Raw genomic sequence first — 25,574 nt, 5'->3', positions numbered from 1 at the left:
ATGGATGGTCCTCGGGTACGGCGTGGCGGGCTGGAGGTGTGGGCGCCGTCGGTGGTGCCACCGATCGGGGTGCAGCTGTCCGACGAGCAGGCGCTCGCCGTCGCCTTCCGCCATCTCGCCTCGATCGGTTTCGCCGAGAACATGGCCGGGCACATCACCTGGCAACGGGACGGCCAGACCGACATGCTGGTCAACCCCTGGGGGCTCTGGTGGCAGGAGCTCACCGCGTCGGACATCTGCGAGGTGGACGCCGATGCCCGGGTCGTGCGCGGTCGTTGGGATGTCACGCCGGCCATCCACATCCACACCGAACTGCACCGCGTCCGCGAGGACGCCCGGGTGGTCATCCACAATCACCCCTACTACGTGTGTGTGCTGGCCGCGCTCGGCAGGCTTCCCGAGCTGGTGCATCAGACCGGGTCGCTGTTCCTGGATGACATGTGTCTGGTCGAAGCCTATGAGGGGGAGATCGATACCCCCTCGCGCGCAGCAGAACTGGTGGCCCATATCGGTAGTGCCAACCTGACGGTGCTGGCCAACCACGGCGTTATCGCCACCGGCCGCAACCTGCCCGAGGCCGTGTACCGGGCGGCGTCCATCGAACGGGTGTGCCGGATGGCCTACGACGTCATGCTGACCGGTATCGCACCGTCGGAGATGAAGTGGTCGGACATGGTCGGCATGCGGGCCTCGCTGATCGAGCGCGCCGCGGACGTGTACTGGGCCGGTGCGGCGCGGATGACGATCAAAGCCGATCCCGATGTGCTCACCTAACCCCCGCGAGCAGACGCAAAATCGCACGGATTGCCGGGAAATTGTGCGATTTTGTGTCTGCTCGGCGATGAAAGGAGACCGGCATGAAATCGATTGACGAGTTGGCCGCCGACCTGAACTTCACCACCGCCAAGACCGGTGAGCAGCGCACCGTCACGTTGCTGCCGGATCCGCCGAGAGCGCAGCGCCGTTACACCGTCATCTCGGTGGACGACCACATCGTCGAACCGCCCGACACCTTCACCGGTCGTCTTCCGCGGAAGTTCGCCGACCGGGCACCCACCGTGGTGGACACCCCCGAAGGCGGACAGACTTGGGTGTACGACGGTCAGGTGCTGCCCAACGTCGGCTTCAACGCCGTCGTAGGCCGGCCGGTGTCGGAGTACGGTTTCGAACCGGTCCGATTCGACGAAATGCGCAGGGGCGCATGGGATATTCATGCGCGGGTCAAAGACATGGATCTCAACGGCATCTACTCCTCACTGAACTTCCCTTCGTTCCTGCCCGGATTCGCCGGTCAGCGGCTGCAGCAGGTGACCAAGGACCGGGACCTCGCGCTGGCTTCGGTGCGGGCATGGAACGACTGGCACCTGGAAGCATGGGCGGGGCCCTACCCCGGCCGGATAATTCCGTGTCAGTTGCCATGGCTGCTGGATCCCGAGTTGGGCGCCAAGATGATCTACGAGAACGCCGAGCGCGGTTTCCACGCAATGACTTTCAGCGAGAACCCGGCGATGCTGGGATTCCCAAGCATTCACTCGGGCCACTGGGAGCCGATGATGGCGGCGTGCGCCGAGACCGGCACCGTGGTGAATCTGCACATCGGTTCTTCGGGATCGTCGCCGTCGACGACCGCGGACGCGCCACCCGACGTGCAGGGCGTGCTGTTCTTCGCCTACGCGATCTCGGCCGCGGTGGACTGGCTGTACTCCGGGCTGCCGAGCAGATTCCCCGACCTCAAGATCTGCCTGTCCGAGGGCGGGATCGGTTGGGTAGCAGGGTTACTGGACCGCCTGGACCATATGCTGAGCTATCACGAGATGTACGGCACCTGGCGTGCGCTCGGTGAAAAACTCACTCCCGCGGAGGTTTTCAAACGCAACTTCTGGTTCTGCGCCGTGGAGGACAAATCGTCGTTCGTGCAGTATGAGCGCATCGGCGTGGACAACAGCATGCTGGAAGCCGACTACCCGCACTGTGACTCGACCTGGCCGCACACCCAGCAGACCATCCACGAGGAGATCGGTGAACTGCCCGACGACGTGATCCGGAAGATCACCTGGGAGAACGCTTCTCGGCTCTACCAGCACCCGGTGCCCGCCGAGGTGCAGCGGGATCCCGACGCGTTCTAACCGAGGTCGAGTTCGGCTTCCGAACAATAGACCCCGAGAACGTCGCGGGCCGAGACGATACCGAGCAGCGCGCCGTCGCGTTCGACCAGGATGTGGCGGATGTAGCGGTCCATCATCCGGGTGGCGACTTCGTCGATGGTGGCGTCAGCGTCACACCACACCAACTTGGTGCTGGCCACATCGATCGCCCGGACGGACTCGAGGTCCATCCCCGCGGCCACCGCGCGCACGACGTCACGTTCGCTCACCAACGCGCCCGGATTGTCGTCGTCGCCGACGACCATCGCGCCGACGTTCTCGGTCACCAACGCACGCGCGGCGTCGGCCAGACTCGCGTCGGCGGCGACACGCGCGACCGGGTCGCCGGTCACAGTGGAAATCGGCAGGTTCCCCACGGAAGAAAAGGCAGTCACGCCACCATGTTCGTCAGAGCGCGCCGCTCGTCTCTAGTGACTTCAGTCCCTAAATCTGGTGGCCTTGGTTATCGAGGACCGACCCTGGTGCACGGGTCAACGGTTGTCTGCGAATGTATGGTCAGTGACGATGAGTAACCAGTATCCGGCCGACGCGTTCACCTCTCGGCATGCGGTTGACCCGGGACTCCGTTCCATCGCCAGATTCCTGCCCCGGGGATACGGGCTGCACCGCGGCCTGAGGGTTCCCCGCGCCTTGATGGGGCTTGCCGGCGTGACCGGGCGCGAGCGCGACGTGCCGGTCGTCGCGGTCGATGGGAATGTCACCGTCCGGATACACCGGCCGGCCGAATTGGCGCCACCTGCCCCTGCGTTGCTGTGGATCCACGGCGGTGGAACCGTCATGGGTAGCGCGGCTCAGGAGGACCGGTACTGTCGCAAGCTGTCGCACATGTCGGGTGTGGCGGTGGTCGCGGTGGAGCACCGCCTGGCGCCGGAGCATCCTTTTCCGGCTCCGTTGGACGACTGCTACGCGGCGCTGCTGTGGCTGCGGCGCCAATCGTGGGTGGACCCCGACCGAATCGCGGTCGGAGGTGCGAGCGCCGGCGGTTACTTCGCGGCCGCACTGGCGCAACGCGCCCATGACCGCGAAGACGTCCGCCCGGTTTTCCAAATGCTGGTCTACCCGATGCTCGATGACCGCACCGGCGCGAAACCCGATGGACGCAAACGGATTATGTGGAGCGAGCGGGACAATCAGCTGGCTTGGCAGTGGTATCTGTCCGGAGCGGACCCCGCATCCGCGGTACCGGCGCGGCGCGACGACCTGTCAGGCCTTGCTCCGGCCTGGATCGGGGTCGGAACGCTCGACCTGTTCTATCAGGAGTGCGTCTCTTACGCGAAACGCCTGCGCGACGCCGGGGTGACCGTTCATGAGCAAATCGCCCCTGGTGCATTCCATGCCTTCGACCTGCTCGCCCCGAATGCACCGATTTCGTTGTCGTTCTTCGCCAGTCAGTGCCGGCATCTGCGCGACGCGCTCAGGTGACCCATTCCGGCTGCTCGGCGGTGTCGACCGCGGAGAAGTCTTTGTGCCCCAGACCGGCCACGCAGCCACCGTCGACCACGAACTCCGAACCGGTTGAGTAGCTGGACTCATCGCTGGCGAGGTAGATGACCAGGTTCGACACTTCCTGAGGCTCGGCGATGCGGCCCAGCGCCGTCTGGAAGATGTCCTCGGGCACCCACTCGGTCATCGGTGTTCTGATGAGGCCCGGATGGATGGAGTTGACCCGGATCCCGCTGGGACCCAGCTCCAGTGCGGCCGACTTGGTCAGCCCCCGGACCGCGAATTTCGTTGCCGTGTAACCGTGGCAGGCAATCGTGCCGGCCAGGCCCTCGATCGAGGAGATGTTGATGATCGATCCGCGGCCGGCGGTCTTCATCGGTTTGACCACGGCCCGGATGCCGAGAAAGACACCGGTGAGGTTGATGTCGAGGATCCGCTGCCATTCGGAAAGCTGGTAGTCCTCGAAGGTTCCGATGTTGATGATGCCGGCGTTGTTCACCAGAATGTCGAGGCGGCCGAACTCGGACAGGGTGGTCTGCACCGCGGCGTCCCACTGGTCCGGGTCGGTGACGTCCAGATGCACGTAACGTGCGGCCTCGCCGACTTCCGCGGCGACGGCATTGCCCTCGTCGTCGAGGATGTCGCCGAACACCACCCTCGCCCCTTCGGCGACCAGAGCCCGAACATGGGACGCACCCATGCCACGGGCCCCGCCACTGATCAGAGCGACTTTGTCGGTCAATCGGTTCGGCATGGAATCTCCTGACGGTTGGGCGCCCTGTCATGGTGGCACACCACGGTTCCCGCAAGAACGCCGCATCACCATACATACACAATCATCCGTATGGCGGCTTCACACTTCTCGAGCGCGAGCGCGCACCTGTCGGGAGTGACGCCGTGCCCGGGCTTCGAAGACCCGGACCCAGCGCTACGGGCTGCCCGGTGACGCGGTCGCGTCGTGAACGGAGCCGTTCGACTAGCGTCATCGCAATGGAGTTAAGCGGCAAGACTGTTCTGCTCACCGGCGCAACCGGCGGGCTGGGAAGAGCGATCGCCAAGGCGCTCGCACAGCGCGGAGCGCGGCTGATCGTCAGTTCGCGCAAGGCGCAGGAACTCGACGAGCTGGCGGCATCACTGTCGGGCAGCGGGCACCGGACGATTGTCAGCGATCTCGCGCAGCCCGGCGCCGCCGCGGCGCTGCTGGCCGAGGCGGGCCCCATCGACGTGCTGGTCGCCAACGCGGCGCTGCCGGCCTCGGGCAAGCTCGACAGCTTCACCGCCGAGCAGGTGGACCGGGCGCTGCGGGTCAATCTCGAGGTCCCGGTGCAGATGACCCGGGAGCTGATCCCGGCGTTCACCGCGCGAGGTTCGGGGCACTTCGTCTACATCTCGTCGATCTCCGGCAAGACCGCGACGGCACGCGCTTCGCTGTATGCGGCGACCAAGTTCGGCCTGCGCGGGTTCGCTCTGTGTCTGCGCGACGACCTGCGGCCGGCCGGTGTCGGCGTCTCGGTCGTCAGCCCGGGAGCCATCGGCGGCGCCGGGATGTTCGCCGACTCCGGGGCTTCGGCCCCTCCGCTCATCGGCACCGGAACACCCGAGCAGGTCGGGGCAGCGGTGGTGACCGCGATCGAGCGAAACCGCGGCGAGGTGACCGTTGCGCCGCTGCGGCAGCGGGCGCTGGCGCGCTTCGCGGCGAACGCTCCCGAGGTCGCCTCCCGGCTGGCCGGGGGCGTCGCGGCCAAGACGGCCGATCAGATCGCGGCCGGGCAGATCGACAAGCGCTGAAAAACTAGTGGCATCCTGGCGTCGTGGGTGTCCTGTTCCGGTTGGTCGAGTTGCTCCTGCTCGCCTTGCCGCTGATCGGCTTGATCGCGGCGGGAATCAGGGCCGTCTCGGCCATGAACCGGCGAACACGTCAGATCACTGACTCGTCGGACGACAACTCCGCGGCACCCGCCCGCGCAGCCTCGGCCGGAAACCCGGCGGCGCACTGGCAGGCCATCAAACGTGCGATCGAGGCGCACGAGAAGACCGACGCGCGATGGTTGGTGTACGAACTCGATGCCACCCGGCTGCTGGACTTCCCGGTGATGACCGACATGCGCGACCCGCTGACCACCGGATTCCACCGGGCCAAACTGCGCGCAGACCTGCACAAGCCGCTGCGGGCGGAGGATCTTCTCGACGACCGCGATGCCGCGCGCGAGTATCTCGACGCGGTCGAAGACTATGTGACCGCCTTTAACGCCGCGGAAGCCGAAGCGATGCGCCGGCGCAGCAGCGACTTCTCCAAAGAGGAGAGGCAGCGGCTGGCGCGGGCGCAGAGCCTGCTGCGGATCGCCGCGGATACCGCTGCCACAACCCAGGAGCGCCAGCACGCGTATCAGCTGGCGCGCACCGAACTCGACGGCCTGATCGTGCTGCCCGACAACACCCGGACCAGCCTCGAGCGCGGCATCCTCGGCGAGATCGACCGCTAATTCTTCAGGCGCACCATCCGCGTGGTGGTGCTTTCGTCGAGCTCGACGAGATCGGTGCGCGAGCGCAGGAAGTCGCTGAAAGACTTGAACCCCAGCGACTTCTCGCTGAACGACGGGTTCATCCGCTTCATCTGCGCTTTGACCACCGAATTGTGCAGCCAGTCCACGTCGTCCTTCTCCAGGCCGATCCGCAGCGCGCGTTCGAGCAGGCCGGTGGCCGCCAGCTGCGGGTCCGGAGCGGGCGGCTCGTCGTCCGGTTCGCCGGAGCTCGCGCGGCGTGCGCGTTTCCTGGGCGGGCTGGCAGTGATGGGCGAAATCCCGGGCAGCGCGTCGTAAGTGACGAATTCGTCGCAGGCCGCGGCCAGCGACTGGCTGCTCGCGCCTGCCACGCCGATACCGACGACGTAGCGCCCCAGGCGTTTACACCGCTGCGCCAACGCGATGTAGTCCGAATCGCCGCCGACGATCACCACATGTGTCAGATCGGGTAGCCGGAACATGTCCTCGACCGCGTCCACGGCCAGCCGGATATCGGCGCCGTTCTTGCCGTAGGCGGCCGCCGGGAACAACTGCACCAGGTCGACGGCGCGGCCGACCAGTTGACCGTGGTAGGCCGCGTTGACCTCGGCCGACCAGTCGGCGTACGCGCGGGTCAGCACCAGCGTGCCGAACGAGGACGCGAAATCCATGATTGCGCCCAGGTCGACCGTCGCCGCCCGAAGTTTCTCCTTGTCCAGGCCCTTGGCCTTGTCCCGCTGGAAGGTGTTGCGGCCGTGCACCTGGTCGTAACGCGAGATCACGATGTTGTCGAAGTCGAAGTACACGGCCACCCTGGTCGCGCCGGAAGCGCTGGAGTCGGTCATGCGGACATCGTCCGGCATTCGGTCGTTGACGCCAACTTCCGCGCCGTCAACGGCCGGCGCGGGACTGGATCTGGTAGCCGGTGCCACGTTCCTCGCGCACCCACAGTTCCTCGTCCGCGCCGACGGCGGTTCCCTGGGCGATGAGCTGGCGCTTGAGCACTTTGTGCGTTGCGGTGCTGGGCAGATCCGTGGCGATCCGGACGTATCGAGGTCGCGCCTTGGGGGAGAGGTCCTGCTGCGCGTCCAGGAACGACTCCAGCGATCGCGGGTCGAATGAGTGTCCGTGGTGCAGGACCACAGCCGCCATGATCTGGTCGCCCACCCGTTCGTCGGCGACGGCATATACGGCAACTCGGTTGATTGCCTTGTGGCGCAGGAGAATCCGCTCGATGGGAGCCGCCGCGAGGTTTTCGCCGTCGACCCGCATCCAATCAGCGGTGCGCCCGGCAAGATAGATCCAGCCCTCGGAGTCTTTGTATGCCAGATCGCCGGACCAGTACATGCCGTGCCGCATGCGTTCCGCGTTGGCCTGCGGGTCGTTGTAGTAACCGGTGAACAGACCCGATCCCGTGGTGTTCACCAGTTCACCGACGGCGTCGTCGGCGTTGATGAGCGCACCGTGCTCATCGAACCGGGCGACGTCGCACTCGGTGACTGTCTCGCTGTTGTAGACGGCAACCCCGACGGCCCCCTTGCCGATCGAGCCGCGCGGCGTGCCTGGTTCGCGTATCACCATGACGGCGTTCTCGGTGGAGCCGAAGCCGTCCTCGACCTGTACGCCGAAGCGGCGCGCGAACTCATCGATGTCTTTCTCGTTGGCCTCGTTGCCGAACGCCACCCGCAGCGGGTTGTCCGCGTCGTCCGCGCGCCGGGGCGTGGCCAGGATGTAGGCGAGCGGCTTGCCGACGTAATTCATGTAGGTGACCTGATACCGGCGGACATCGGAGAGAAAATTGCTGGCCGAGAACTTCGCCGGCACGATCGATGCCCCGGAGACCACCGCCGGCGCCCAGCCGGCGACGACCGCGTTGGAGTGGAACAGCGGCATCGACACGTAGCAGGTGTCGCGTTCGGTCAGGGCGAACCGCTCGGCGAGGTTGAGCCCGGCGAAAGCCGGCATCAGGTGTGCCACCCGCACCGCCTTGGGGTTCCCGCTCGTGCCGGAGGTGAAGATCATCATGAACGGGTCCATCATCTCGACCTCCCGATGGGGGACGAGTTCGCCGGCGTCGGCGACCAGGGCGGCCCATTGCGATGTCGAGGTGTCAATGATCCGAATACCGGGCAGGTTCAACCCGTCCAGCAGCGCGCGGTGTTCCGCATCGGTCACCACGACCTGGCAGTCTGCGCGCACGATGTCGGCGGCCAGCGCTTCGCCGCGCCGGGTGGTGTTCAGCCCGCACAGGACATACCCACCCAGGCCCGCCGCCGCCATCTGGGTCAGCATGTCGGGTGTGTTTCCCAACAGCGATCCGATGTGCATCGGACGGTCACGGTCGGCGGCCGCGAGCAGGGCCGCCGCCTGAGCGCCGGCGTGCGCCAGGTATTGGCTCCAAGTCCACTGCAAATCGCCATATTTCACGGCGATGGCGGAATCCGACAGCCGTCGGCGCAGCAGCGCCTGCACAGTTTCGGTCACGAATCCGACGCTCCCGCCCGGTCGAGGTAGCTGCTGACGATATCGACGAGCAGCCGGCGCTGCCTGCCGGTGTCGACCGGCCGTTGCATCACCAGCTGGTTGGCGATCATGCCCCGCAGTGTGGTCAGCAGCAGCTCACCGATGGCTGCGTTCTGGGTCGGGCTCAGATCCCGGTCGATAGCGGCGATCAGCGTGTTGAACGTCTTGCCGAGTCTTCGGATGTGGTTGGTGGTGGGCTCGCCGCGGGTGGCACGGGTGCCGATCAGGATTTCGGTGGCCGCGCGCCCGGTAGGGCTCGACATCGCCCGCCAGGCCGCCGTCACGGCCGCCTCGACCTTTCGGTGCGTCGTGGTGTCGGCAGTCGCCGCGGGCAGCGAATTCAGCGCGTCCAGCAGTTCCTCGAACCCCTGGTCCACCACTGCCATCAACAGCCCGTCGCGGTCACCGAAGTGATACTGGATCACCCCCCAGGTGACCCCCGCCGTGTCCGCGATGTGCCGGCCGCTGGCCGCGGCAATGCCTTCGCTGAGCACGATCTGGACCGTCACATCGATCACCTGGGCGCGCGTCCGCTCGGCGCGGACCTGATTGCCGTGGGCGGGCCGCGTCGGAGCAACTCGTCCGGACATCATCACGAGATCACCTGTCACCCTTCAGGACGGCGGGCCGTCGCCGGCGAAACATTGCGATCGCTAGGTTATGCCATCCGTGCCGGCAGGGACGCCCGACCCGCCGGGTTGGCGAATTCCAGGTGTGGTCGAGTTGCGGGAATTGCGCTTGTCCAGCTATTTTACAATGGCAGTCACGGCCCGTGAAGAAGGTGCGAATGTCAATTAATCAAACGTCCGGACGTCAAATAGATGTACTACACAGACATTCGCAAAGGTATTGCTTCACGCAGGTGCGCCAGATATTTGATCCGATCGTATGTGGTTGTGGTACAACACTATTTGTGTAGCTTCGGCTGAGACCGTTACTGCTATTGATCCGACTGTTCCCGACGTTCCGGACCGGTTCATTGCAATCCGTTGAAAGTCTTTTCCTGGCGGCGTGATGTGGTTATCATTCTGCTCGCATTACTTCTTGAAAACCCAAACCAAGAAAGGAACCACTATGACGGGAATTGGTAACAAGCGGGTGGCCCGCGGGCTCGCTGCCGTAGCGGCTGCGCTGTTCGGAGCGGCAGCGTTGGTGGGATGTATGAAGAGCGGCCCCGCGGCGCAGTCGGTGCCCGTTGGTCAGCCCGCCACCGCCTGGTCCCACATCGGCGGCTAGCAGCCCGAAGTCCGCGCTCCCGCCCGAACGCACTCAGGGCGGGAGCGCGGCTGTCTCTTCTCCTGCAAGGACACCTCAACGATGTTGCCGAACTTCTCGGCGCTCCCGCCGGAGGTCAATTCCGCCCGCCTCTACACCGGCGCGGGTCCGGTTCCGATGCTCACGGCGGCCGCCGCCTGGGACCTGCTTGCATCTGAAATGCACTGCGCCGCGGACTCTTTTGGGTCGACCATTGCCGCGCTGGCGGCCGGCTCCTGGCAGGGCCCGGCGTCGCTGGCGATGACGGCCGCCGCCGCACCACATCTGAGGTGGCTGAGCACCGCGGCCGCGCACGCCGAGGCTGCGGCGGTCATGGCCCGGACCGCGGCGGCAGAGTTCGACACCGCCTTGGCCGCCGCGGTGCCTCCCACCGTCGTCGCGGTGAACCGCGGGGAGGTGGTGTCGCTGTTGGCGTCCAACCTGTTTGGGCAGAACGCTGCGGCGATAGCGGCCGCCGAGTCCCTGTACAACGAGATGTGGGCTCAGGATGTGACCGCTATGGTGGCGTACCACGCTGGAGTCAGCACGGTCTGCGCGCAGTTGGCGCCCTGGCAACGGCGATTGCAGACCCTACTGAGCGCCGCGACGCCAGGGCTGCCGGTTCCGGCGCGTCGGGCAGTGCCGCCGCGGCGCAGACCGTTGCCGAAGTCATGGGAAGCAGCGGCATCCCGTCCCCGTCGCCCAGGTATGTGCAGCGCGCATTCGATCTCTTCATTCGCAACATCGCACCCGACGCCATCCCGCGCTCGCTGTTCACCCCGGAGGGTCTCTACCCGGTGGTCGACGTCAAGAGTCTGACGTTCGATGCGTCGGTGGCCCAGGGCGTGAAGATCCTCGACAGCGCGGTTCGGGCGCATCTCGCCGCGGGCGACAATGTCTCCATCTTCGGCTACTCCCAGAGCGCCACCATTGCCGCAACGGAAATGCAGAAGCTCGCTGCATCGATCAATCCGCCTACGCCTCAGCAGCTTTCGTTCACCCTAGTCGGCGATCCCGGCAATCCGAACGGCGGCCTCGCCGCGCGTTTCCCGGGGATCGCCATTCCCAGCCTCGGTGTGACCAGCCCGGGTGCGACGCCTGACAATCTGTATCCGACCCGCGTCTACACCATCGAGTACGACGGCGTCGCCGACTTCCCCCGGTATCCGCTGAACATCGTGTCGACGTTGAACGCCCTGGCCGGGATGGGCTACCTGCATCAGAACTACCTGATGCTCACGCCGGAACAGATCGACGCTGCCATTCCGCTGACCAACACCGCGGGCCCGACGATGACGCAGTACTACATCATCACGACCAGGAACCTGCCACTACTGGAGCCGCTGCGGGCGTTACCCGTTCTCGGCAATCCGCTCGCCGACCTCATTCAGCCGGACCTGCGGGTGATCGTCAATCTCGGCTACGGCGACCCGAATCACGGCTATTCGACGTCGCCGCCGAACGTGCCGACCCCGTTCGGGGTACTCCCGGACGTCGATCCCATACGGGTTTTGGGCGCGCTGGGAACCGGAACGCAGCAGGGGGTCGCCGACTTCGGCTACGGCATGACGCATCTCGCGCTGCCGCCCGTTGACGTTTCCGGTCTGTTTGCCGGATCTCTACCCTATGGCGGACTCACCGGTCCCACGATCTCCATCGACGGACTTATCGACGGTATGCAGGCCGCCAATTCCAAGTCCAGCGGCGCGATTTCGGCGGCGGCCGGGGCGGCCTACCAGGTGCTGCTGCCGACGGCCGACCTGGCGAATGCCATGTTGACCACTGCGCCGGCCTACAACGTCAACCTGTTCCTGCAGGGAATCCGCGAATTCGTGCACGGCAGCCCGATGGGCATGGTGAATGCGGTCGGCTATCCACTCACCGCCGGCGTCACGCTGTCCATCATGGCGGCGGCCCTGGAAACGCTCATCGTCGCCGCGGCCGCGCAACAAGTCGGTGCAGGCCTGTCGGCGCTGGTCGCCTGACCGTGGACGCGGGACCCTATGCTTGACCGCAAATGGCGGACAAGACAACGTGCGCGATCATCGGGGGCGGCCCGGCCGGCATGGTTCTCGGGCTGTTACTGGCCCGCGCCGGGGTAGAGGTCACCCTGCTGGAAAAGCACGGTGACTTCCTGCGCGATTTCCGCGGCGACACCGTGCACTGCTCCACCATGCGGTTGCTCGATGAACTGGGTCTGTGGGAGCGCTTCTCCCGGTTGCCCTTCAACGAGGTACGCAAAGCGGCATTCGAATCGAATGGGAACTCGGTCACCTACATCGATTTCGGGCGGCTGAACCAACCCCATCCGTTTATCGCGATGGTGCCGCAGTGGGACCTGCTCAACCTGCTGGCTGAGGCCGCTATTGCCGAGCCCACTTTCACCCTGCGAATGAACACCGAGGTCACCGGCCTGCTCACCGAAGGCGGCCGGGTCACCGGGGTTCAGTACCAAGACGCCGACGGCCCGGGGGAACTGCGCGCCGAGCTCACCGTGGCCTGCGACGGCCGATGGTCGATCGCCCGCCAGGCCGCCGGCCTGCGCACCCGCGACTATCCGGTGAAGTTCGACGTCTGGTGGTTCAAGTTGCCGAACGACGACGATGCGGAGTTCTCCTTCGCGCCCCGCACCGGTCCGGGCAAGGCGTTGGCCGTGATCCCGCGCAAAGGGTATTTCCAGATCGCCTACATCGGCATGAAAGGCACCGACGCGCAGTTGCGCGCTCAGGGCATCGAGGCATTCCGGCGTGATATCGCCGCACTGGTACCGGAGGCCGCCGGATCGGTAACCGCGCTGGATTCCATGGACGACGTCAAGCATCTCGACGTGAAGGTCAACCGCTTGCGTCGGTGGCACTCCGACGGCCTGCTCTGTATCGGTGACGCCGCACACGCCATGTCGCCCTTGGGCGGCGTCGGCATCAACTTGGCGGTTCAGGACGCCGTCGCCGCCGCGACCATATTGGCCGAACCCCTGCTGCGCCACCACGTGACCGGCCGTGACTTGGCAGCCGTCCGCCGTCGGCGTGTATTTCCCACCGCGGCAACGCAATTCGTCCAACGGATACTGCACCGGGGGCTGCTCGGTCCGCTGCTGCGGGGCCGGGACCCCGCCCCGCCGGCAGCCCTGCTGCGGTTGCTCGAGCGGATGCCGTGGCTTTCGCTGGTGCCCGCGTACTTCATCGGAGTCGGCGTGTTGCCCGAGCACGCACCCGATTTCGCCCGCCGCGGTTAACGTCACGCGATGTCTGATCAACGGGTGCCGCTGCGCATCGGCATCCTGGGGGCGGCCCGTATCGCACCGTTGGCACTCATCAACCCCGCCAAGCAGACTGACGCGATCGTGGTCGCCGCGGTCGCGGCCCGCGATGTGTCCCGCGGACAGGCGTTCGCGGTTGACCACGGCATCGCCCGCGTGCACAACAGCTACCAGGATCTGATCGCCGACCCGGAGATCGACGCCGTCTACAACCCACTGCCCAACGGCCTGCACGGCCGGTGGACGCGGGCCGCCCTGGACACGGGCAAGCACGTGCTGTGCGAGAAGCCGTTCACCGCAAATGCCGCGGAAGCACGCGAAATCGCCGACCTGGCAACGCACTCGGATCGCGTCGTGATGGAGGCCTTTCATTACCGCTACCATCCGCTGGCGTTGCGGGTCGAGCAGATAATCGCCTCGGGCGAACTCGGCCGGCTGCAACACGTCGAGGCCGCGATGTGCTTCCCGCTGCCGAAGTTCGCCGATATCCGCTACGACTACGCGCTGGCCGGTGGGGCGACGATGGACGCCGGCTGCTACGCCGTGCACATGGTGCGCACCTTCGGCGGTGCCACGCCGGAGGTGGTTTCGGCGCGCGCCAAACTGCGCGATCCCCGGATCGACCGGGCCATGACGGCCGAGTTGCGCTTCCCCGGTGGCCACACGGGACGGATTCGCACGTCGATGTGGTCGACGGACCTGTTGCGGATGAGCGTTACGGTGACCGGCACCGACGGGCAGCTGCGTGTTCTCAATCCTGTTGTGCCACAGATTTTTCACCGACTGACCGTCAAATCGGCCAATGGCCGCAGGGTGGAGCGCTTCGGGCGCCGTGCCTCCTATGCGTACCAACTCGACGCGTTCCTGGCCGCGGTGCTGGATGGGGTACCGGTCAAGTCGACGCCGCAGGACGCCGTGGCGAACATGACCGTCATCGACGGGATCTATCGCGCTGCCGGACTGCCGCTGCGTCAGCCCAGCTGATGCTCGCTGCCGCCCCCTCTCTCAGCCGGCGGCCTCCGCCAACACCCGTCGCGCCGCCTCCACACACGGTCGCAGACGGTCGGCCGGGTTGACACCGGCCAGCGCCAGCGATCGTTGCGGTACTTCGAGTTCGCACACCAGGTCGGTCGGTAGCGCACGGATCATGTCGCGCAGCGGTAACTCGCCGTCGCCGGGGGCCAATCGCTCGTACATGGCCTCCTCCATGTAGTCCGGGGTCCGGGGCCGGCGCGTGGTGTCATTGAGTTGGACGTAGCCGATGTGCGCAGGATCGATGGCCGCCAGGTCGGCCGGGGTGGACCCGGACCGGGACACATGCATGGTGTCGATCAACAGCCGAAAGTCCGGCCGCCCGACGTGCCGCACCGCGGCCAGCGCGGTGGGCACGTCGGAGACGGCGAGGCCTGGCACCGGCTCCACCACCGTGGCGATGCCGCGTTGTGCGGCCAACTCGGCGAGTACCGCGAACTCATCGAAAGTGCGGCCCAGGTCGGCATCGAGGCTGACGACATTGAGGCGCGGAATCCCGAGTTCGGCCATGACGTCGAGATCGCCGGCACACCCGCGTACGTCACCGCCGGGGACCACCAGAAAGCCGTCACCGAGTGTGATGGAGACGCCGTGGTGACCCAGCGCCGCATCGAGATCGGTGCGGAGCGCAGCATCGTTCGGCAAGGAGAATGGCGGATAACCAAGCGGCACGAGTGGGCGTCCCCGGAGAAACATGGAGATGAAACGGCACTCGAGAGCCACCGCGACCTCGACGAACTCCACTGGTGGCAGCCCGAACACACTGAGGTAGCCGATGCCGAGATGTTCCATGACGTGTCGCACGTTACAAGCCGCGACGATTGATTCCCGTGGAGATCGGGTATTTGTCCAAAAGCTGAGATTCCTCAGTCCGTTGTTCAGGGGCCGAAGTGGTGCCGTCCGGGCTGAGAAGAGGAGGCGAACATCATGCAGTTCAAGAAGATGATCGGAACGACACTGATGGCCGGCGCTTTGGGGGCAGGCGCGCTCGGGATGGGCGCAGGCACGGCGCTGGCGAAGCCCGGCCCCCACATTCCGGGTCCCCCGGTACCGCCCGTACCGCGGGTCGACGACTCGATCGGCTGGAATCCGGCACCCGGGCAGATCAAGCAGTATTGCCCGTGGCAGTCGCCGCCGGGTCACTGGATCGGAGGTCCGCACGGTATCCCGTGCACCTGATGCGCTGACCGGGGACGCCCTGATCGCTGACCGTAGTGTTTCAGCTACGGCCGCGAGGGGCGGCCCCGAGCGCAGGGAAGTGGTCCATGCCGACATCCGCCGCATTCCCCCGGCACATTCGAATCGGTGGCGGTGCGCTCGGAGAGCTCGGCGCGCTGCTTGACGCGTTGCAGCTGCATCGCCCGCTGGTGGTCACTGACCCTTACCTGACTTCCTGCGGAGCCGCGCATCGAGTGATGAGCCTGCTCAGCGCGGCAGGGAAGGCTCCGGCACTGTTCGACCGCACGGTCGCCGATCCCACCACGGCCTCGCTGGACCAGGGTATCGCGGCGGTCCGCGAACACCGGGCCGACTGCATCATCGGGTTCGGCGGCGGCAGCCCGATGGACACGGCAAAGGCATTGGGAGTCCTGGCTTTACAGCCAGGTCCCATGCGCAGATACAAGGCGCCGAACAGCTACGCCGGTCCGGCGTTGCCGATCGTCGCGATCCCGACTACGGCGGGAAGTGGTTCGGAAGCAACGCAATTCACGGTCATCAGTGACAGTGACACCGACGAGAAGATGTTGTGTCCCGGGCTGTCGTTCCTGCCCATCGCCGCGATCGTCGATTTCGAGCTGACCATGACGATGCCGCCGCGGCTCACCGCGGATACCGGCGTCGATGCCCTGACGCACGCGGTCGAGGCGTACGTCAGTCGCCGCGCCAATCCCATCAGCGACGGTCTGGCGCTCTCGGCAATCCGGCTGATCGCGACGCACCTGCGGCGGGCATATTTCGACGGCTCGGATGCCTCGGCCAGGGCGGCGATGATGGCCGCTTCCACCCAGGCCGGGATGGCGTTCTCGAATTCCAGCGTCGCACTGGTGCACGGGATGAGCCGGCCGATCGGGGCACACTTTCATGTCGCGCACGGACTGTCCAACGCCATGCTGTTTCCGGCGGTCACCGCGTTCTCCGTGAGCGGTGCGCCCGGCCGCTACGCCGACTGTGCCCGGGCCTACGGGGTCGCCGATGCGACGACGAGCGACCGGGCCGCCGCCGGGGCACTCGTCGACGCCCTCACCGCGTTGTGCGCGGACCTCGAGGTCCCCACCCCGCGGTCGTACGGTATCGACAGTGCCGCTTGGCAATCGCTCATTCCGTTGATGGCTGAGCAGGCCGTCGCATCCGGTTCGCCGGCCAACAATCCCGTGATTCCCGAGCCGGCGCAGATCGAGGCGCTTTACGCGCAGGTGTACGGCTGATCGTCACTTCACGCGGCTAGCCGACACTACAAATATAGAGTAATGTCTGCGCCCAGACCCGAGAGGCGTTGACGATGGACAGACGACGAAAGCCCAACCCCGCTGAACGCCGTCGTGACCTGTGCGATGCGGCAATCCAATTGCTGGCCGACGACGGGGCCAAGGGGTTGAGCCATCTCAAGGTGGACCGGAAGTCCGGTGTGCCCGACGGGACCACCTCCTTCAATTTCCGGACCCGGTCGGCACTGCTGCTGGCCGTGGCCGAACGGTTGGCCGAGCTGGACCTGGCAAACCTCCAATCGGTCGCCGACAACGAAAGTCCAGCCGGCACGGCCAAAAGCCGCCGGTCGCCCTCGTTGCTGTCCCAAGTGGTGATCCAATCCGGTTGCGAGCCTGAGCTTTCCCGAACGCGGGCCAGGTACGAGCTGGCGATGCAGGCCGCCCGGGACCCGGCGCTGGCCGCCACCCTGGCGCACGGCACGCAGGCGTTCACCAAGCTGCACCGCGAAATCCTGGTCCAGTTGATGCCGCACGGTGCGGAGCTCGAGTCCGCGGTGGTCGAGGACCTCAGCAACATCACCCTGACGTTCATCAACGGCCTGCTGTTGCGGTTCGCCCACGGTGACCGAATCGTCGACAGCGCCGAACAACTCGACAAGATCCTGGCCGCCATTGCCGGCGGAATCTTGAAGAGCCCCAACAAGGGACACCTGACCGGCAACTCCGGCCAGTAGAGAGAGGGTCACATGCCTGAGCACGACTACGAGGAAATGAAGAAAGAAGCCGAGCCCTACATCAGATTCGAAAAGGACATCAAGAACCGGATCGCCTACATCACCTTCGACCGGCCCGACGCGCAGAATTCCACGACGCTGGGGATGCGGCAGAACTATGCCGATCTGATCCATAAGTGCAATGTCGACGACGATGTGAAGGTGGTGGTGATCCGGGGCGAGGGCGAGGATTTCGGCAGCGGTGGAGACCTGCCCGAACAGCGCGGAATGCTGGAGAACCCGGGAATGCCGTTGCTGCACGAGCTGGCGATCAACGACGACGATGTCAAGTATCCGCCGGGCGGCTCCTACCGCTACCTGTCCACCGTCACCGACTTCTATGCCAAAGCACCCGCCGGAAACCGTCCGCTGCAGGAACTTCGGAAGATCAGCATCGTCGAGGCCAAGGGTTATTGCTACGGCTGGCACTTCTATCAAGCCGGTGACGCCGACCTGGTGATCTCGTCGGACGACGCCCTGTTCGGGCACCCGGCGTTCCGCTACGTCGGCTGGGGACCACGCTTATGGTGGTGGGCCGAGACCATGGGCCTGCGCAAGTTCTCCGAAATGCTGTTCACCGGGCGGCCTTTCACCGCCAAAGAGATGAACGATTGTGGCTTCATCAACAGTGTGGTGCCGCGCGACAAGCTCGAAGAGGAGACGGCGAAGTACGCACTGGCCTGTGCGCGGTGCCGGCCGACCGATACGGTCGCGGTGCAGAAGACCTTTCTGGAGCTCTACAAACAGCACAAGGGCGAGTACTTCGGCAGTCTGCTGACCGGGATGGTGGAGGGGATGCTGCCACTGATCGCCAACGACCAGGATAACGACGTCGACCTCACCGAAGGAACGTTCGGCAAGGGGCTCAACAACGTCGTCAAGGACAACGACCTCAATTTCCCGCCGGAGTGGCGGTTGAGCCGTTCGGGGCGCCAGAAACCCTGACCGCCGATTGTGAAAATCCCGACGCCCCGTCGGCGCGTCGCGTCGCGAAATTCACACTCGGCGAGGTGAGTAGCGAGACTCAACGGAGCCGCGACGACCGGGGCGGGACGGCTACCTGAACGTCGTGAGCATGCCGGCCGCCGATCGCTGCCAGGTGAACATCTCGGCCCGGTGCCGTGCACAGACGCGACGGTCGCGCTCCGGTCGGCCGACAAGGTCACGGACGGCGTTCGCAAAGGCTACGGGATGGTTGTCGGTCAGCGCACCGCTGTCCGCGGTGATGATCTCGGTCAGGGCCGAGGTCCGTGACACCACCGCCGGAGTGCCGCACGCCAGCGATTCCAGAGCGGCCAGCCCGAATGTCTCGTGCGGACCGGGCGCGAGCGCCACATCCGCGGTCGCAAGCAGTGCCGCGACCGCTTGCCGATCGGCCACGAATCCGGTGAATTCGATTGGCAGACGGCCCGCCTGGCGCTGCAGCCGCGCCCGCAGCGGACCTTCCCCCACAACGACCAGCCGGGCGTCGACGCCGTCGTCGCACAGTGCCGCAAGGGCATCAATGCTGCGATCGGCGCGCTTCTCCACCGACAGGCGCCCGCAATGCACCAGCAGGATCTGATTCGGCGTGGCGAAGCGGCGCCGAAGCTGAACGCTGTGCCGGCGCGGATGAAAGGTCCGCAGGTCCACACCGAGTGGCACCGTGACGGTGTTGGTTGCGCCGATACGGTCGAATTCTTCGCGGGCGAAGTCGGTGGTGCACACCACGGTGTCGTAGTCGGCGGCGGTGCGCCGGTTGGCGACATCGGCGAATCTCTGCGCGGCCCGTCGCGGAAGTAGTTGCCCCGCAAGGCGATCCAGGCGCTCGTGGGAGATCATCACGGTGGTGGCACCGTGCTCGCGGCCCCACCGGCCCAGCGAGCGCAGGGTGAGTCGGTCGGAGACCTCCAGCGCGTCCGGGTTCAGCGCGGCCAGCAGCGTCCGTACCGGCGCGGGCATGATCGCGCGGTACCCACCGGTGAACGGCAGCAGCCTGGCCGGCACCGTGATTCGCACGACACCGCTGTCCAGCCGGCTGCGTTCGGCGCGCGGACCCGGGACCACCAGGAAGACCTCGTGCCCGGTGGCGCAGTATTCGGCGCCCAACCGGTCAACCGCCGTCCGCAGCCCTCCGGACCGGGGCCCGTAGAAATTGGCGACCTGAACCACCCGCATACGGTGAGAGAAACGGTCGGGAATGTGCGGTCAACGAGCGCGGGCCCACGACCGCCTGAATAGTTCGTGAACCTCGGGTTCAGCTGGGTTTCCTCAGGTGTGGTCCCAGCATCTGCTGCCATGCCCTGGACATGTTCTGAAACTCTTCCTCGCAGTTGCCGGCACGGTCTTCCGGCAGGTCGCCGGAGGTGACGATGACGGCGTTGGCGGTGGTATCGGACCCGTAGATCCAGCACTCCCAGTTGTACATCCGGGTGATGTCCATCGAGTGCCCGTCCCAGAACGGGAGTTCGTTGGCGTCGCCGGCCTCTTTGGCGCTCAGCTTCCAGTCCTGAGCGGTGTCCATGGCGATCCGGACGCCGTTCGGGTAGGGCTTTCCATCGGCCCCGGGGGCCAACAGCTCGAATGCGGACAGCTGGTCGGCGACGTCCTCCTCGCGTCCGGTGAACGCGAGGTCGTAGATGTTGAGTGTCGCGTGACCGAGTTCGTGGTAGAACCCCGAAATCGTCGCATCGACCGCGGCTTGCGTCGGGTTGGGATTTCCGGCATTGGCGAACCGCTGCTGGCTCTGCTGAATGTCCTCGTAGCACAGCTGGATTTCGTTGGCGTTGGGATCCCAGTAGTCGTTGGCCTCGCCGCACTGTTTGCCCACGGCCCCGACATCGTGCGGCAGATTCAGCGTGTCGTTGACGTGCGCCGAGACATTCTCCAAAACCTTTGCGTCCGACATCAATTGGCGGCCTGCCTGAGCCTCCGGGGTGGTCGCGTCCTCGTAGCGGAAGATCATCTTTCCCGCCGGCTCGGGTTCGTTCGTCGTCGGGTCGGTGCGCGAGGTCGCCGGGATCCGCTCCGCGGCGCGCGGATGGGCGTCGGAGTGTCCTTTCGATCCGCCACACCCCGTCGCCACCAGCACCGCGGCACACGCCGCGATACCCATCAGTCGCCTGCTCATCCTTGGAGCCCCCTTCGATGGAACCAACCGATGGTCTGCCCAGGACCTGAGAGAACGGTACGACAAGAGTTGAGCTGCTGGGTTATGAGTTGGAAAGCAGCAGCATGACCGGCCGGGTCTCCCGATGAAGAACGTCAATGGCATGACGAGAAACAGCTCGAGCAGTCACACTTGACTGGGCTGCGGGATGCGGCAACCAATACGGTCGAAGGCCGGCACACGACGCCACAGCAACCGCAGACAATATTCAGTGAGGAATGCAGGTGGGCACGGTTGGACCATCAAGGTCGCGACGATCGCGGCACGCCGCAAAATCGCTGTCGGTCCGTCGACCGGGATGGTTGAATGGGCCGACTCGGTCGGGGGTTACGTCGCGTTGTCAATCGAGAAGGTGATACGCCAGGTGAAGAGGTCGCTGCGTGATACCTGCCGGTTGGCTCAGCTGAGGCTTACGCGTTGATCCCTCGGCTCATCTATCGTTTCGCGCTGTTGATCGTCGGCGTCTGGGCGTTCGCCGCCGTCGCCGGGAACAGCCTGGCGCCGCCACTCGAGCGGGTCGTCGCAGACCTGGACCAGCCATTCCTGCCAGTCGGCACCGCGACTTCGCTGGCGGTGCAGCGCTCGGCGGCCGCCTTCGCGCAAACGCCGACCGACAACATCGGTTACCTGGTGCTCGCACGCGACGGCCGGCTCACCGAACAGGACCGGACCTACTACGACCAACTCATCACGGCCTTGCGTGCTGACACCAAACATGTGTACGAGGTGACGGACTGGTGGCGGATGCCGGCGGCCGCGGACACGGCGGTCAGCCGGGACGGCCATGTGGTGACCGCCACCCTCACCCTTGACGGGGTGACGGGATCGACTGAAGCCGTCGACTCGATCACCGAGGCACGCACCATCGTGGCCGGGTTGCATGCGCCGGATGGTCTGCACGTCTACATCACCGGGGCCGGCGCCACCATCATGGATGAGTTCGACGCGATCGACCGGCAGACTCAGGTCATCACCGCGGTGACACTGGGAGTGCTGCTGATCTTCCTGGTCATCATGTACCGGTCGCTGATCACCGCCCTGGTGCCGCTGGTATCGGTCCTGTCGGGGCTGACCGTCGCCAAGCCGATCATCTCCGACCTCGCCTCCCGCATGGTGATCAGTGTGTCGCTGTTCTCGCTGTCCATCGCCGTTGCGGTGGCGGTCGGAGCGGGTACCGGCTTTGCGATCTTCCTGCTCGGCCGCTACCACGAACAGCGCAGGAACGGCTTCGCACCGGCCGAGGCGCTGGCGGACGCATACCGCAACGTCGCGCCGGCGATCATCGGCTCGATCCTCATCGTGGTCGCACCGCTGGGCGCGGTCGGGTGGCTGAGTCTGGCGCGGATCAGCATGTTCGCCACGACGGGCATCCTCTGCGCGATCGGTGTGCTCGCGGTCGGGATCGCCAGCCTGACACTGACGCCGGCCCTGATCGCGCTCGCCGGTCGTGCCGGCCTGGTGAAGCCGCCGCAGCGCGAGCGTCTGCGCCGGGGCTGGCGCCGCGTCGGCACCCGCGTCGCGCGCTGGCCGGCGCCGATCCTGGTGGCCAGCAGCGTTTTCGTGCTCATCATGCTGCTCGCTCTGCCTGGCGTGCCGATCGGTTGGGACGAAACCGCGTCCACCTCACCCGATACCGAGGCCAACCGCGGTTACCGCGTCGTCAACCAGCATTTCGACGCCAATCACGTGCAACCCGATGTCGTCACGATCGAGGCCGACGAGGACCTGCGCAACCCGGACGCGCTGGCCGTCGTCGGTCGGGTCACCGGCGCGATCATGGGGATCTCCGGGGTGCGCATGGTGCAGTCGGCGAGCCACCCCGGGGGGATGGTCTCCAAGCAGGCCTCCCTGTCTGCCACCGGCGGCAACGTCGGTGACCGGCTCGACCAGTTCTCCGACCGGCTCGCCGCGAAGGACGCGACGTTCACCGACCTCGAAGCCGCGCTGCGTGAGCTGGGTTCGGGACTTGATCTGATCCAGGCCGGCGCGCAAGCGGGCAGCTACGCCATTGGTGGCGTCAGTCTTGCGGTACGCCTGACGCAGCAGGCCACGGACAAGATCCGGGCTCGTTCGGCAGACGTCAACGAGATCTTCGATCCGCTGCGCAAATTTGTCGGAGCGATCAGGGACTGCCGGAGCACCCAGGTCTGTTCCTCAGCCCAGGAGGCGGTCGATTGGGCCAACGCGGTCGTCGGCGGTTCCAGCAAACTGGGTGAAGCGGCCGACCAGCTGGCGAAGGCGGCAGTGGACGCGGCCTCGGCACCGGGTGTGCCCCTGCCTGCGGTGGTGGCCAGCGTGAGCACCGAGATGGCGCAGGTCCGGGGGATGGCGGCGCAGGTCAGAGAATTGCTGGCCAATGCCCGCCCGGTGCCGGCCCAGGAACTTCCCGACTATCTGCACCAGTTGGCCGCCGCTTCCCAGGGCAGCCCCGGCGGAAGCCTCTACGCGTCGCGCCGCATCCTGGCCGATCCGGGTATGCGGCCCACGCTGGACCAGTTCTTCTCCGCGAACGGGCACGCCACCCGGGTATTCGTCTATGGCCAGGGTCTCGAGTGGGGTGACGAGGGCGCGGCCCGGGCCCGTTCGATCGAGGCTGCGGTGACCGACACGCTCAGAGGCAGTTCCGTGAAAGTCACGGCCGTCGATCTCACCGGTGTCGGACCGGCCACCCGCGACCTGCAGGACATCGTGGGCGGTGACCTGGCCCTGATGGTGGTCATCACGCTCGGAGTCATCCTCGTCATCGCCGCATTGCTCCTGCGCAGCCCGATCGCGGGTTTCGTCGTGCTCGCGACGATTCTCGCGTCCTATGTCTGTGCCCTCGGGGCCAGCGTGCTGCTGTTTCACCGGCTCCTGCACCACGACCTGCACTGGTCGGTGCCACCCATCGCGTTCGTATCGATGGTCGGCATAGCCTCCGGCGGCAACCTGCTGTTCGCACTGCGCATCCGGGAGGAACTGTCTCCGGGGCTGCGCACCAGCATCATCCGGGCCTCCGCCGCGACCGGAATGGTCGTCACCGCCGGTGGCGTCGTGGTCGGCCTGGCGATGCTCGCGCTGGGCATCAGCAGCGTGCTGAGCGTGGCGCAGATCGGGATCACCGTCGGGATCGGGCTGGTGTTCAACGCGCTGGTGGTACGTGCCTTTGTGCTGCCGGCGACGATGGTGGTGCTCGACCGCTGGTTGTGGTGGCCGCGGCGCTCGGAGGCCGGCGACGAGGAACTCGAGCCGGCGACCGCGACCAGATGAGCACACCTGACCTGCTTGCCGGGCGTGGTGCGGTGGTCGTCGGCGGCACCCGCGGGATCGGGCGCGCGGTCAGTGAACTGTTCTGCACGATGGGCGCGCGCGTCGTGGTCAACGGCCGTGACGCCGACGCGGTAGGGCAGAGTGTCGAATCACTGACGGCCTCGGGCGGCGACGCGGTTGGGGTGGCGGGCGCGGCGGACGACGAAAACGTTGCCGCGGGGCTGATCGAGGCGTGCACACAGTCGTTCGGACGGTTGGACATTCTGGTCAACTGCGCCGGAATCGCCGAGCCGGCAGGCTCTTCGATCCTGCACATCACAGCGGGGGAGTTCGACACCCTGATCGGCGCGCACCTCGGGACGGTGTTCCACACCTGTCGGGCCGCGGCGCCGATCATGGCCGCGCAGGGTCACGGCACCATCATCAACACCGGATCGGTGGCGTTCCTCGGCGACTATGGCGGTACTGGCTATCCCGCGGGTAAAGCCGCCGTCAACGGCTTGACGATGGCCATCGCGGCCGAACTGAAAAGCGTTGGGGTGCGCGCCAATGTGGTGTGTCCCGGGGCCAAGACCCGGTTGTCCACCGGTCCCGGGTACGAGGAGCACATCGGCGACCTTCATCGCCGCGTATTGCTTGACGAGATGACCATGCGCGCGTCCCTGGACGCCGCCCCACCCGCATTCGTGGCCCCGCTCTACGCGTATCTCGCCAGTGATCTGGCTCGCGAGGTCACCGGCCAGATCTTGGTTGGCGCAGGTGGTTTCGTGGGCCGCTTCGAGCGGCCGACGCCTGCCTTGCTCGGTTATCGCGATCACCACGACAGCGACCCGTGGTCCGTTGCCGAACTGCACGCCATGATCGCCCGCTGATCACCCGACCCGGCTGAACACCAGCAGCAACACCGCGTAACCGGCCAGCACCACCGCCGAGCCGGCCAGGCTGGTGCGTGTCGATGCGCCGTCGATCGGGTCGAGCCAGCGGCGGAAGGGCCGCGACGCCGCCGGAACGAGAACCCATTGCAGCAGAGCCACACTGATCACGTTGCCGATGAAAATTGCTGCCGCCGGGCCTATTCCAACTCGACTCAACGCGGGGGACAGCGACTTGGAGAGCAGGATCACGGTCGGGTACAGGCACAGCACGACGAGCATCGCGGACTTCCATCCCGGGGTGATCCTGGTCTGGCCGTCGGCAACGCGGACCGTCGAACCGAACGGCGCGCTGCGTGGCAGTTCGGCGAAATCGTGCGTCAACTCTTCCCGCAGGCGGGGCAGGACTTCCTGGCGCTCCGCGGACCGAATCCAGTCGGCAAGTCGCGCGGCGGTGCGGAAACGCAGCACTGACATCCACTGCCCGCTGCGATCTGCCGGAAACAGAGCCGTCCCTTCGTATCCGGGAAAGGTAGCGGTAACGAGCGCCAGATCACGTTGTGCAACAACGAATTCCGCGTCCTTTCCGGGAGCGACGGGGTGCAGGAACACTCCGACGTTGCCGGGTGGCAGGTCGCCCGCGGTGAGGAGGGTATCCGAGGCGCAACGTCCGAATCCCTGCGCCGCGCCCTCGGCGAGGAGCGCTCGCCGCTGCGCGCTGTCGAGCCAGGTGTCGAGGGTCTCGGCATCGTCGAAGGACACCTCCACGGCCCAGTCCAACTGTTCGCCGGCGGGAACCGATTGGCGCGCAGCGGCATATCCGGGGGCCTGCCGGGCCACGGCGAGGTACTCCTCGAGCCAGCCGCCGAACCGATCCGGATCCCGGGGTGGATGGAAGATCGAGATCGCGGCAGCGCCAACAGTCATGC

Annotated in this window: 25 protein-coding genes; 16 read left to right on the top strand and 9 right to left on the bottom strand. The window is 66.2% G+C overall.

The window, feature by feature from the left end; genetic code table 11:
* Both AO501_RS36260 and AO501_RS23815 read left to right on the top strand, forming a co-directional pair.
* Complete coding sequence (locus AO501_RS36260; RefSeq protein WP_082658812.1) at positions 1–774, top strand: class II aldolase/adducin family protein; 774 nt, start codon at positions 1–3, stop codon at positions 772–774.
* Between the two features lie 83 nt (positions 775–857).
* Entirely contained in the window at positions 858–2,126 is a 1,269-nt protein-coding gene (locus tag AO501_RS23815) for an amidohydrolase family protein (protein WP_055580040.1), read from the top strand.
* Here AO501_RS23815 and AO501_RS23810 read toward each other — a convergent pair.
* The gene (locus tag AO501_RS23810) at positions 2,123–2,539 is read right to left on the bottom strand and encodes a CBS domain-containing protein (RefSeq protein ID WP_055580039.1); all 417 of its coding nucleotides are present in this window, start codon (positions 2,537–2,539) and stop codon (positions 2,123–2,125) included. The genes AO501_RS23815 and AO501_RS23810 overlap by 4 nt on opposite strands.
* A gap of 130 nt (positions 2,540–2,669) precedes the next feature.
* On the opposite strand from AO501_RS23810, the gene AO501_RS23805 reads away from it, so the two are divergent.
* Positions 2,670–3,587: an alpha/beta hydrolase gene (locus AO501_RS23805; RefSeq protein ID WP_055580038.1), complete on the top strand. Its 918-nt coding sequence runs from the start codon at positions 2,670–2,672 to the stop codon at positions 3,585–3,587.
* Here AO501_RS23805 and AO501_RS23800 read toward each other — a convergent pair.
* Positions 3,580–4,362 (bottom strand): SDR family oxidoreductase, encoded by a 783-nt coding sequence (locus tag AO501_RS23800; protein WP_055580037.1) that lies wholly within the window; start codon positions 4,360–4,362, stop codon positions 3,580–3,582. The genes AO501_RS23805 and AO501_RS23800 overlap by 8 nt on opposite strands.
* A gap of 236 nt (positions 4,363–4,598) precedes the next feature.
* Between AO501_RS23800 and AO501_RS23795 the strand changes: the two genes are divergently transcribed.
* A complete protein-coding gene (locus AO501_RS23795) occupies positions 4,599–5,396 on the top strand; it encodes an SDR family NAD(P)-dependent oxidoreductase (RefSeq protein WP_055580036.1) in 798 nt (265 codons plus the stop codon).
* 23 nt (positions 5,397–5,419) lie between these two features.
* Positions 5,420–6,091, top strand: a complete 672-nt coding sequence (locus tag AO501_RS23790; protein ID WP_055580035.1) for a hypothetical protein — start codon at positions 5,420–5,422, stop codon at positions 6,089–6,091.
* Here the strand turns inward: AO501_RS23790 and AO501_RS23785 are convergent.
* The 3 genes from AO501_RS23785 to AO501_RS23775 are packed head-to-tail and all read right to left on the bottom strand — an operon-like array spanning position 6,088 to position 9,222.
* Positions 6,088–6,954 carry an NYN domain-containing protein gene (locus tag AO501_RS23785; protein ID WP_055580118.1) on the bottom strand — a complete coding sequence of 289 codons (867 nt, stop codon included), beginning with the start codon at positions 6,952–6,954 and terminating at the stop codon, positions 6,088–6,090. The genes AO501_RS23790 and AO501_RS23785 overlap by 4 nt on opposite strands.
* 46 nt (positions 6,955–7,000) lie before the next feature.
* A complete protein-coding gene (fadD1, locus tag AO501_RS23780; protein WP_055580034.1) occupies positions 7,001–8,593 on the bottom strand; it encodes a fatty-acid--CoA ligase FadD1 in 1,593 nt (530 codons plus the stop codon).
* Positions 8,590–9,222, bottom strand: coding sequence for a TetR/AcrR family transcriptional regulator (locus tag AO501_RS23775; protein WP_063892912.1), 633 nt, complete (start codon positions 9,220–9,222; stop codon positions 8,590–8,592). Before AO501_RS23775 ends, fadD1 begins: the two co-directional genes overlap by 4 nt.
* Before the next feature lie 484 nt (positions 9,223–9,706).
* Between AO501_RS23775 and AO501_RS37395 the strand changes: the two genes are divergently transcribed.
* The 5 genes from AO501_RS37395 to AO501_RS23760 all read left to right on the top strand — a co-directional run bounded on the left by AO501_RS37395 (position 9,707) and on the right by AO501_RS23760 (position 14,129).
* Positions 9,707–9,868 (top strand): hypothetical protein, encoded by a 162-nt coding sequence (locus tag AO501_RS37395; protein ID WP_156452751.1) that lies wholly within the window; start codon positions 9,707–9,709, stop codon positions 9,866–9,868.
* Positions 9,869–9,949: 81 nt separating this feature from the next.
* Entirely contained in the window at positions 9,950–10,705 is a 756-nt protein-coding gene (locus AO501_RS40795; RefSeq protein WP_156452750.1) for a PPE family protein, read from the top strand.
* The gene (locus tag AO501_RS23770; protein WP_156452749.1) at positions 10,597–11,871 is read left to right on the top strand and encodes a PE-PPE domain-containing protein; all 1,275 of its coding nucleotides are present in this window, start codon (positions 10,597–10,599) and stop codon (positions 11,869–11,871) included. Before AO501_RS40795 ends, AO501_RS23770 begins: the two co-directional genes overlap by 109 nt.
* Before the next feature lie 32 nt (positions 11,872–11,903).
* On the top strand, positions 11,904–13,121 hold the full coding sequence (locus AO501_RS23765) for an FAD-dependent oxidoreductase (RefSeq protein WP_082658800.1): 1,218 nt from the start codon (positions 11,904–11,906) through the stop codon (positions 13,119–13,121).
* Between the two features lie 9 nt (positions 13,122–13,130).
* Positions 13,131–14,129, top strand: coding sequence for a Gfo/Idh/MocA family protein (locus AO501_RS23760; protein ID WP_055580033.1), 999 nt, complete (start codon positions 13,131–13,133; stop codon positions 14,127–14,129).
* A gap of 21 nt (positions 14,130–14,150) precedes the next feature.
* On the opposite strand, the gene AO501_RS23755 is transcribed toward AO501_RS23760, so the two are convergent.
* A complete protein-coding gene (locus AO501_RS23755; protein WP_055580032.1) occupies positions 14,151–14,969 on the bottom strand; it encodes a sugar phosphate isomerase/epimerase family protein in 819 nt (272 codons plus the stop codon).
* 135 nt (positions 14,970–15,104) lie between these two features.
* Here AO501_RS23755 and AO501_RS23750 point away from each other — a divergent pair, with 135 nt between their 5' ends.
* The 4 genes from AO501_RS23750 to AO501_RS23735 all read left to right on the top strand — a co-directional run bounded on the left by AO501_RS23750 (position 15,105) and on the right by AO501_RS23735 (position 18,321).
* Positions 15,105–15,356, top strand: a complete 252-nt coding sequence (locus AO501_RS23750) for a hypothetical protein (protein WP_055580031.1) — start codon at positions 15,105–15,107, stop codon at positions 15,354–15,356.
* Positions 15,357–15,442: 86 nt separating this feature from the next.
* A complete protein-coding gene (locus tag AO501_RS23745) occupies positions 15,443–16,603 on the top strand; it encodes an iron-containing alcohol dehydrogenase (RefSeq protein ID WP_055580030.1) in 1,161 nt (386 codons plus the stop codon).
* A gap of 74 nt (positions 16,604–16,677) precedes the next feature.
* Complete coding sequence (locus AO501_RS23740; RefSeq protein ID WP_055580029.1) at positions 16,678–17,337, top strand: TetR/AcrR family transcriptional regulator; 660 nt, start codon at positions 16,678–16,680, stop codon at positions 17,335–17,337.
* Between the two features lie 12 nt (positions 17,338–17,349).
* Positions 17,350–18,321 (top strand): enoyl-CoA hydratase/isomerase family protein, encoded by a 972-nt coding sequence (locus AO501_RS23735; RefSeq protein WP_055580028.1) that lies wholly within the window; start codon positions 17,350–17,352, stop codon positions 18,319–18,321.
* Between the two features lie 111 nt (positions 18,322–18,432).
* On the opposite strand, the gene AO501_RS23730 is transcribed toward AO501_RS23735, so the two are convergent.
* Complete coding sequence (locus AO501_RS23730) at positions 18,433–19,533, bottom strand: glycosyltransferase (RefSeq protein ID WP_055580027.1); 1,101 nt, start codon at positions 19,531–19,533, stop codon at positions 18,433–18,435.
* Between the two features lie 79 nt (positions 19,534–19,612).
* The gene (locus tag AO501_RS23725) at positions 19,613–20,320 is read right to left on the bottom strand and encodes a DUF4344 domain-containing metallopeptidase (protein WP_371935009.1); all 708 of its coding nucleotides are present in this window, start codon (positions 20,318–20,320) and stop codon (positions 19,613–19,615) included.
* 621 nt (positions 20,321–20,941) lie between these two features.
* On the opposite strand from AO501_RS23725, the gene AO501_RS23720 reads away from it, so the two are divergent.
* Together AO501_RS23720 and AO501_RS23715 are read left to right on the top strand one after the other, a co-directional pair.
* Entirely contained in the window at positions 20,942–23,773 is a 2,832-nt protein-coding gene (locus AO501_RS23720; RefSeq protein ID WP_055580025.1) for an RND family transporter, read from the top strand.
* Positions 23,770–24,645 carry an SDR family NAD(P)-dependent oxidoreductase gene (locus AO501_RS23715; protein WP_055580115.1) on the top strand — a complete coding sequence of 292 codons (876 nt, stop codon included), beginning with the start codon at positions 23,770–23,772 and terminating at the stop codon, positions 24,643–24,645. Before AO501_RS23720 ends, AO501_RS23715 begins: the two co-directional genes overlap by 4 nt.
* On the opposite strand, the gene AO501_RS23710 is transcribed toward AO501_RS23715, so the two are convergent.
* The gene (locus tag AO501_RS23710) at positions 24,646–25,572 is read right to left on the bottom strand and encodes a hypothetical protein (protein ID WP_055580024.1); all 927 of its coding nucleotides are present in this window, start codon (positions 25,570–25,572) and stop codon (positions 24,646–24,648) included.
* Positions 25,573–25,574 lie beyond the last annotated feature (2 nt).

The organism is Mycobacterium gordonae, assembly GCF_001417955.2.
In the GTDB taxonomy this organism is placed as follows: Bacteria; Actinomycetota; Actinomycetes; order Mycobacteriales; family Mycobacteriaceae; genus Mycobacterium; species Mycobacterium gordonae_B.
The sequence above is the reverse complement of the archived record's forward strand: the minus strand, read 5'-3'. Positions and strand labels throughout refer to the sequence as shown.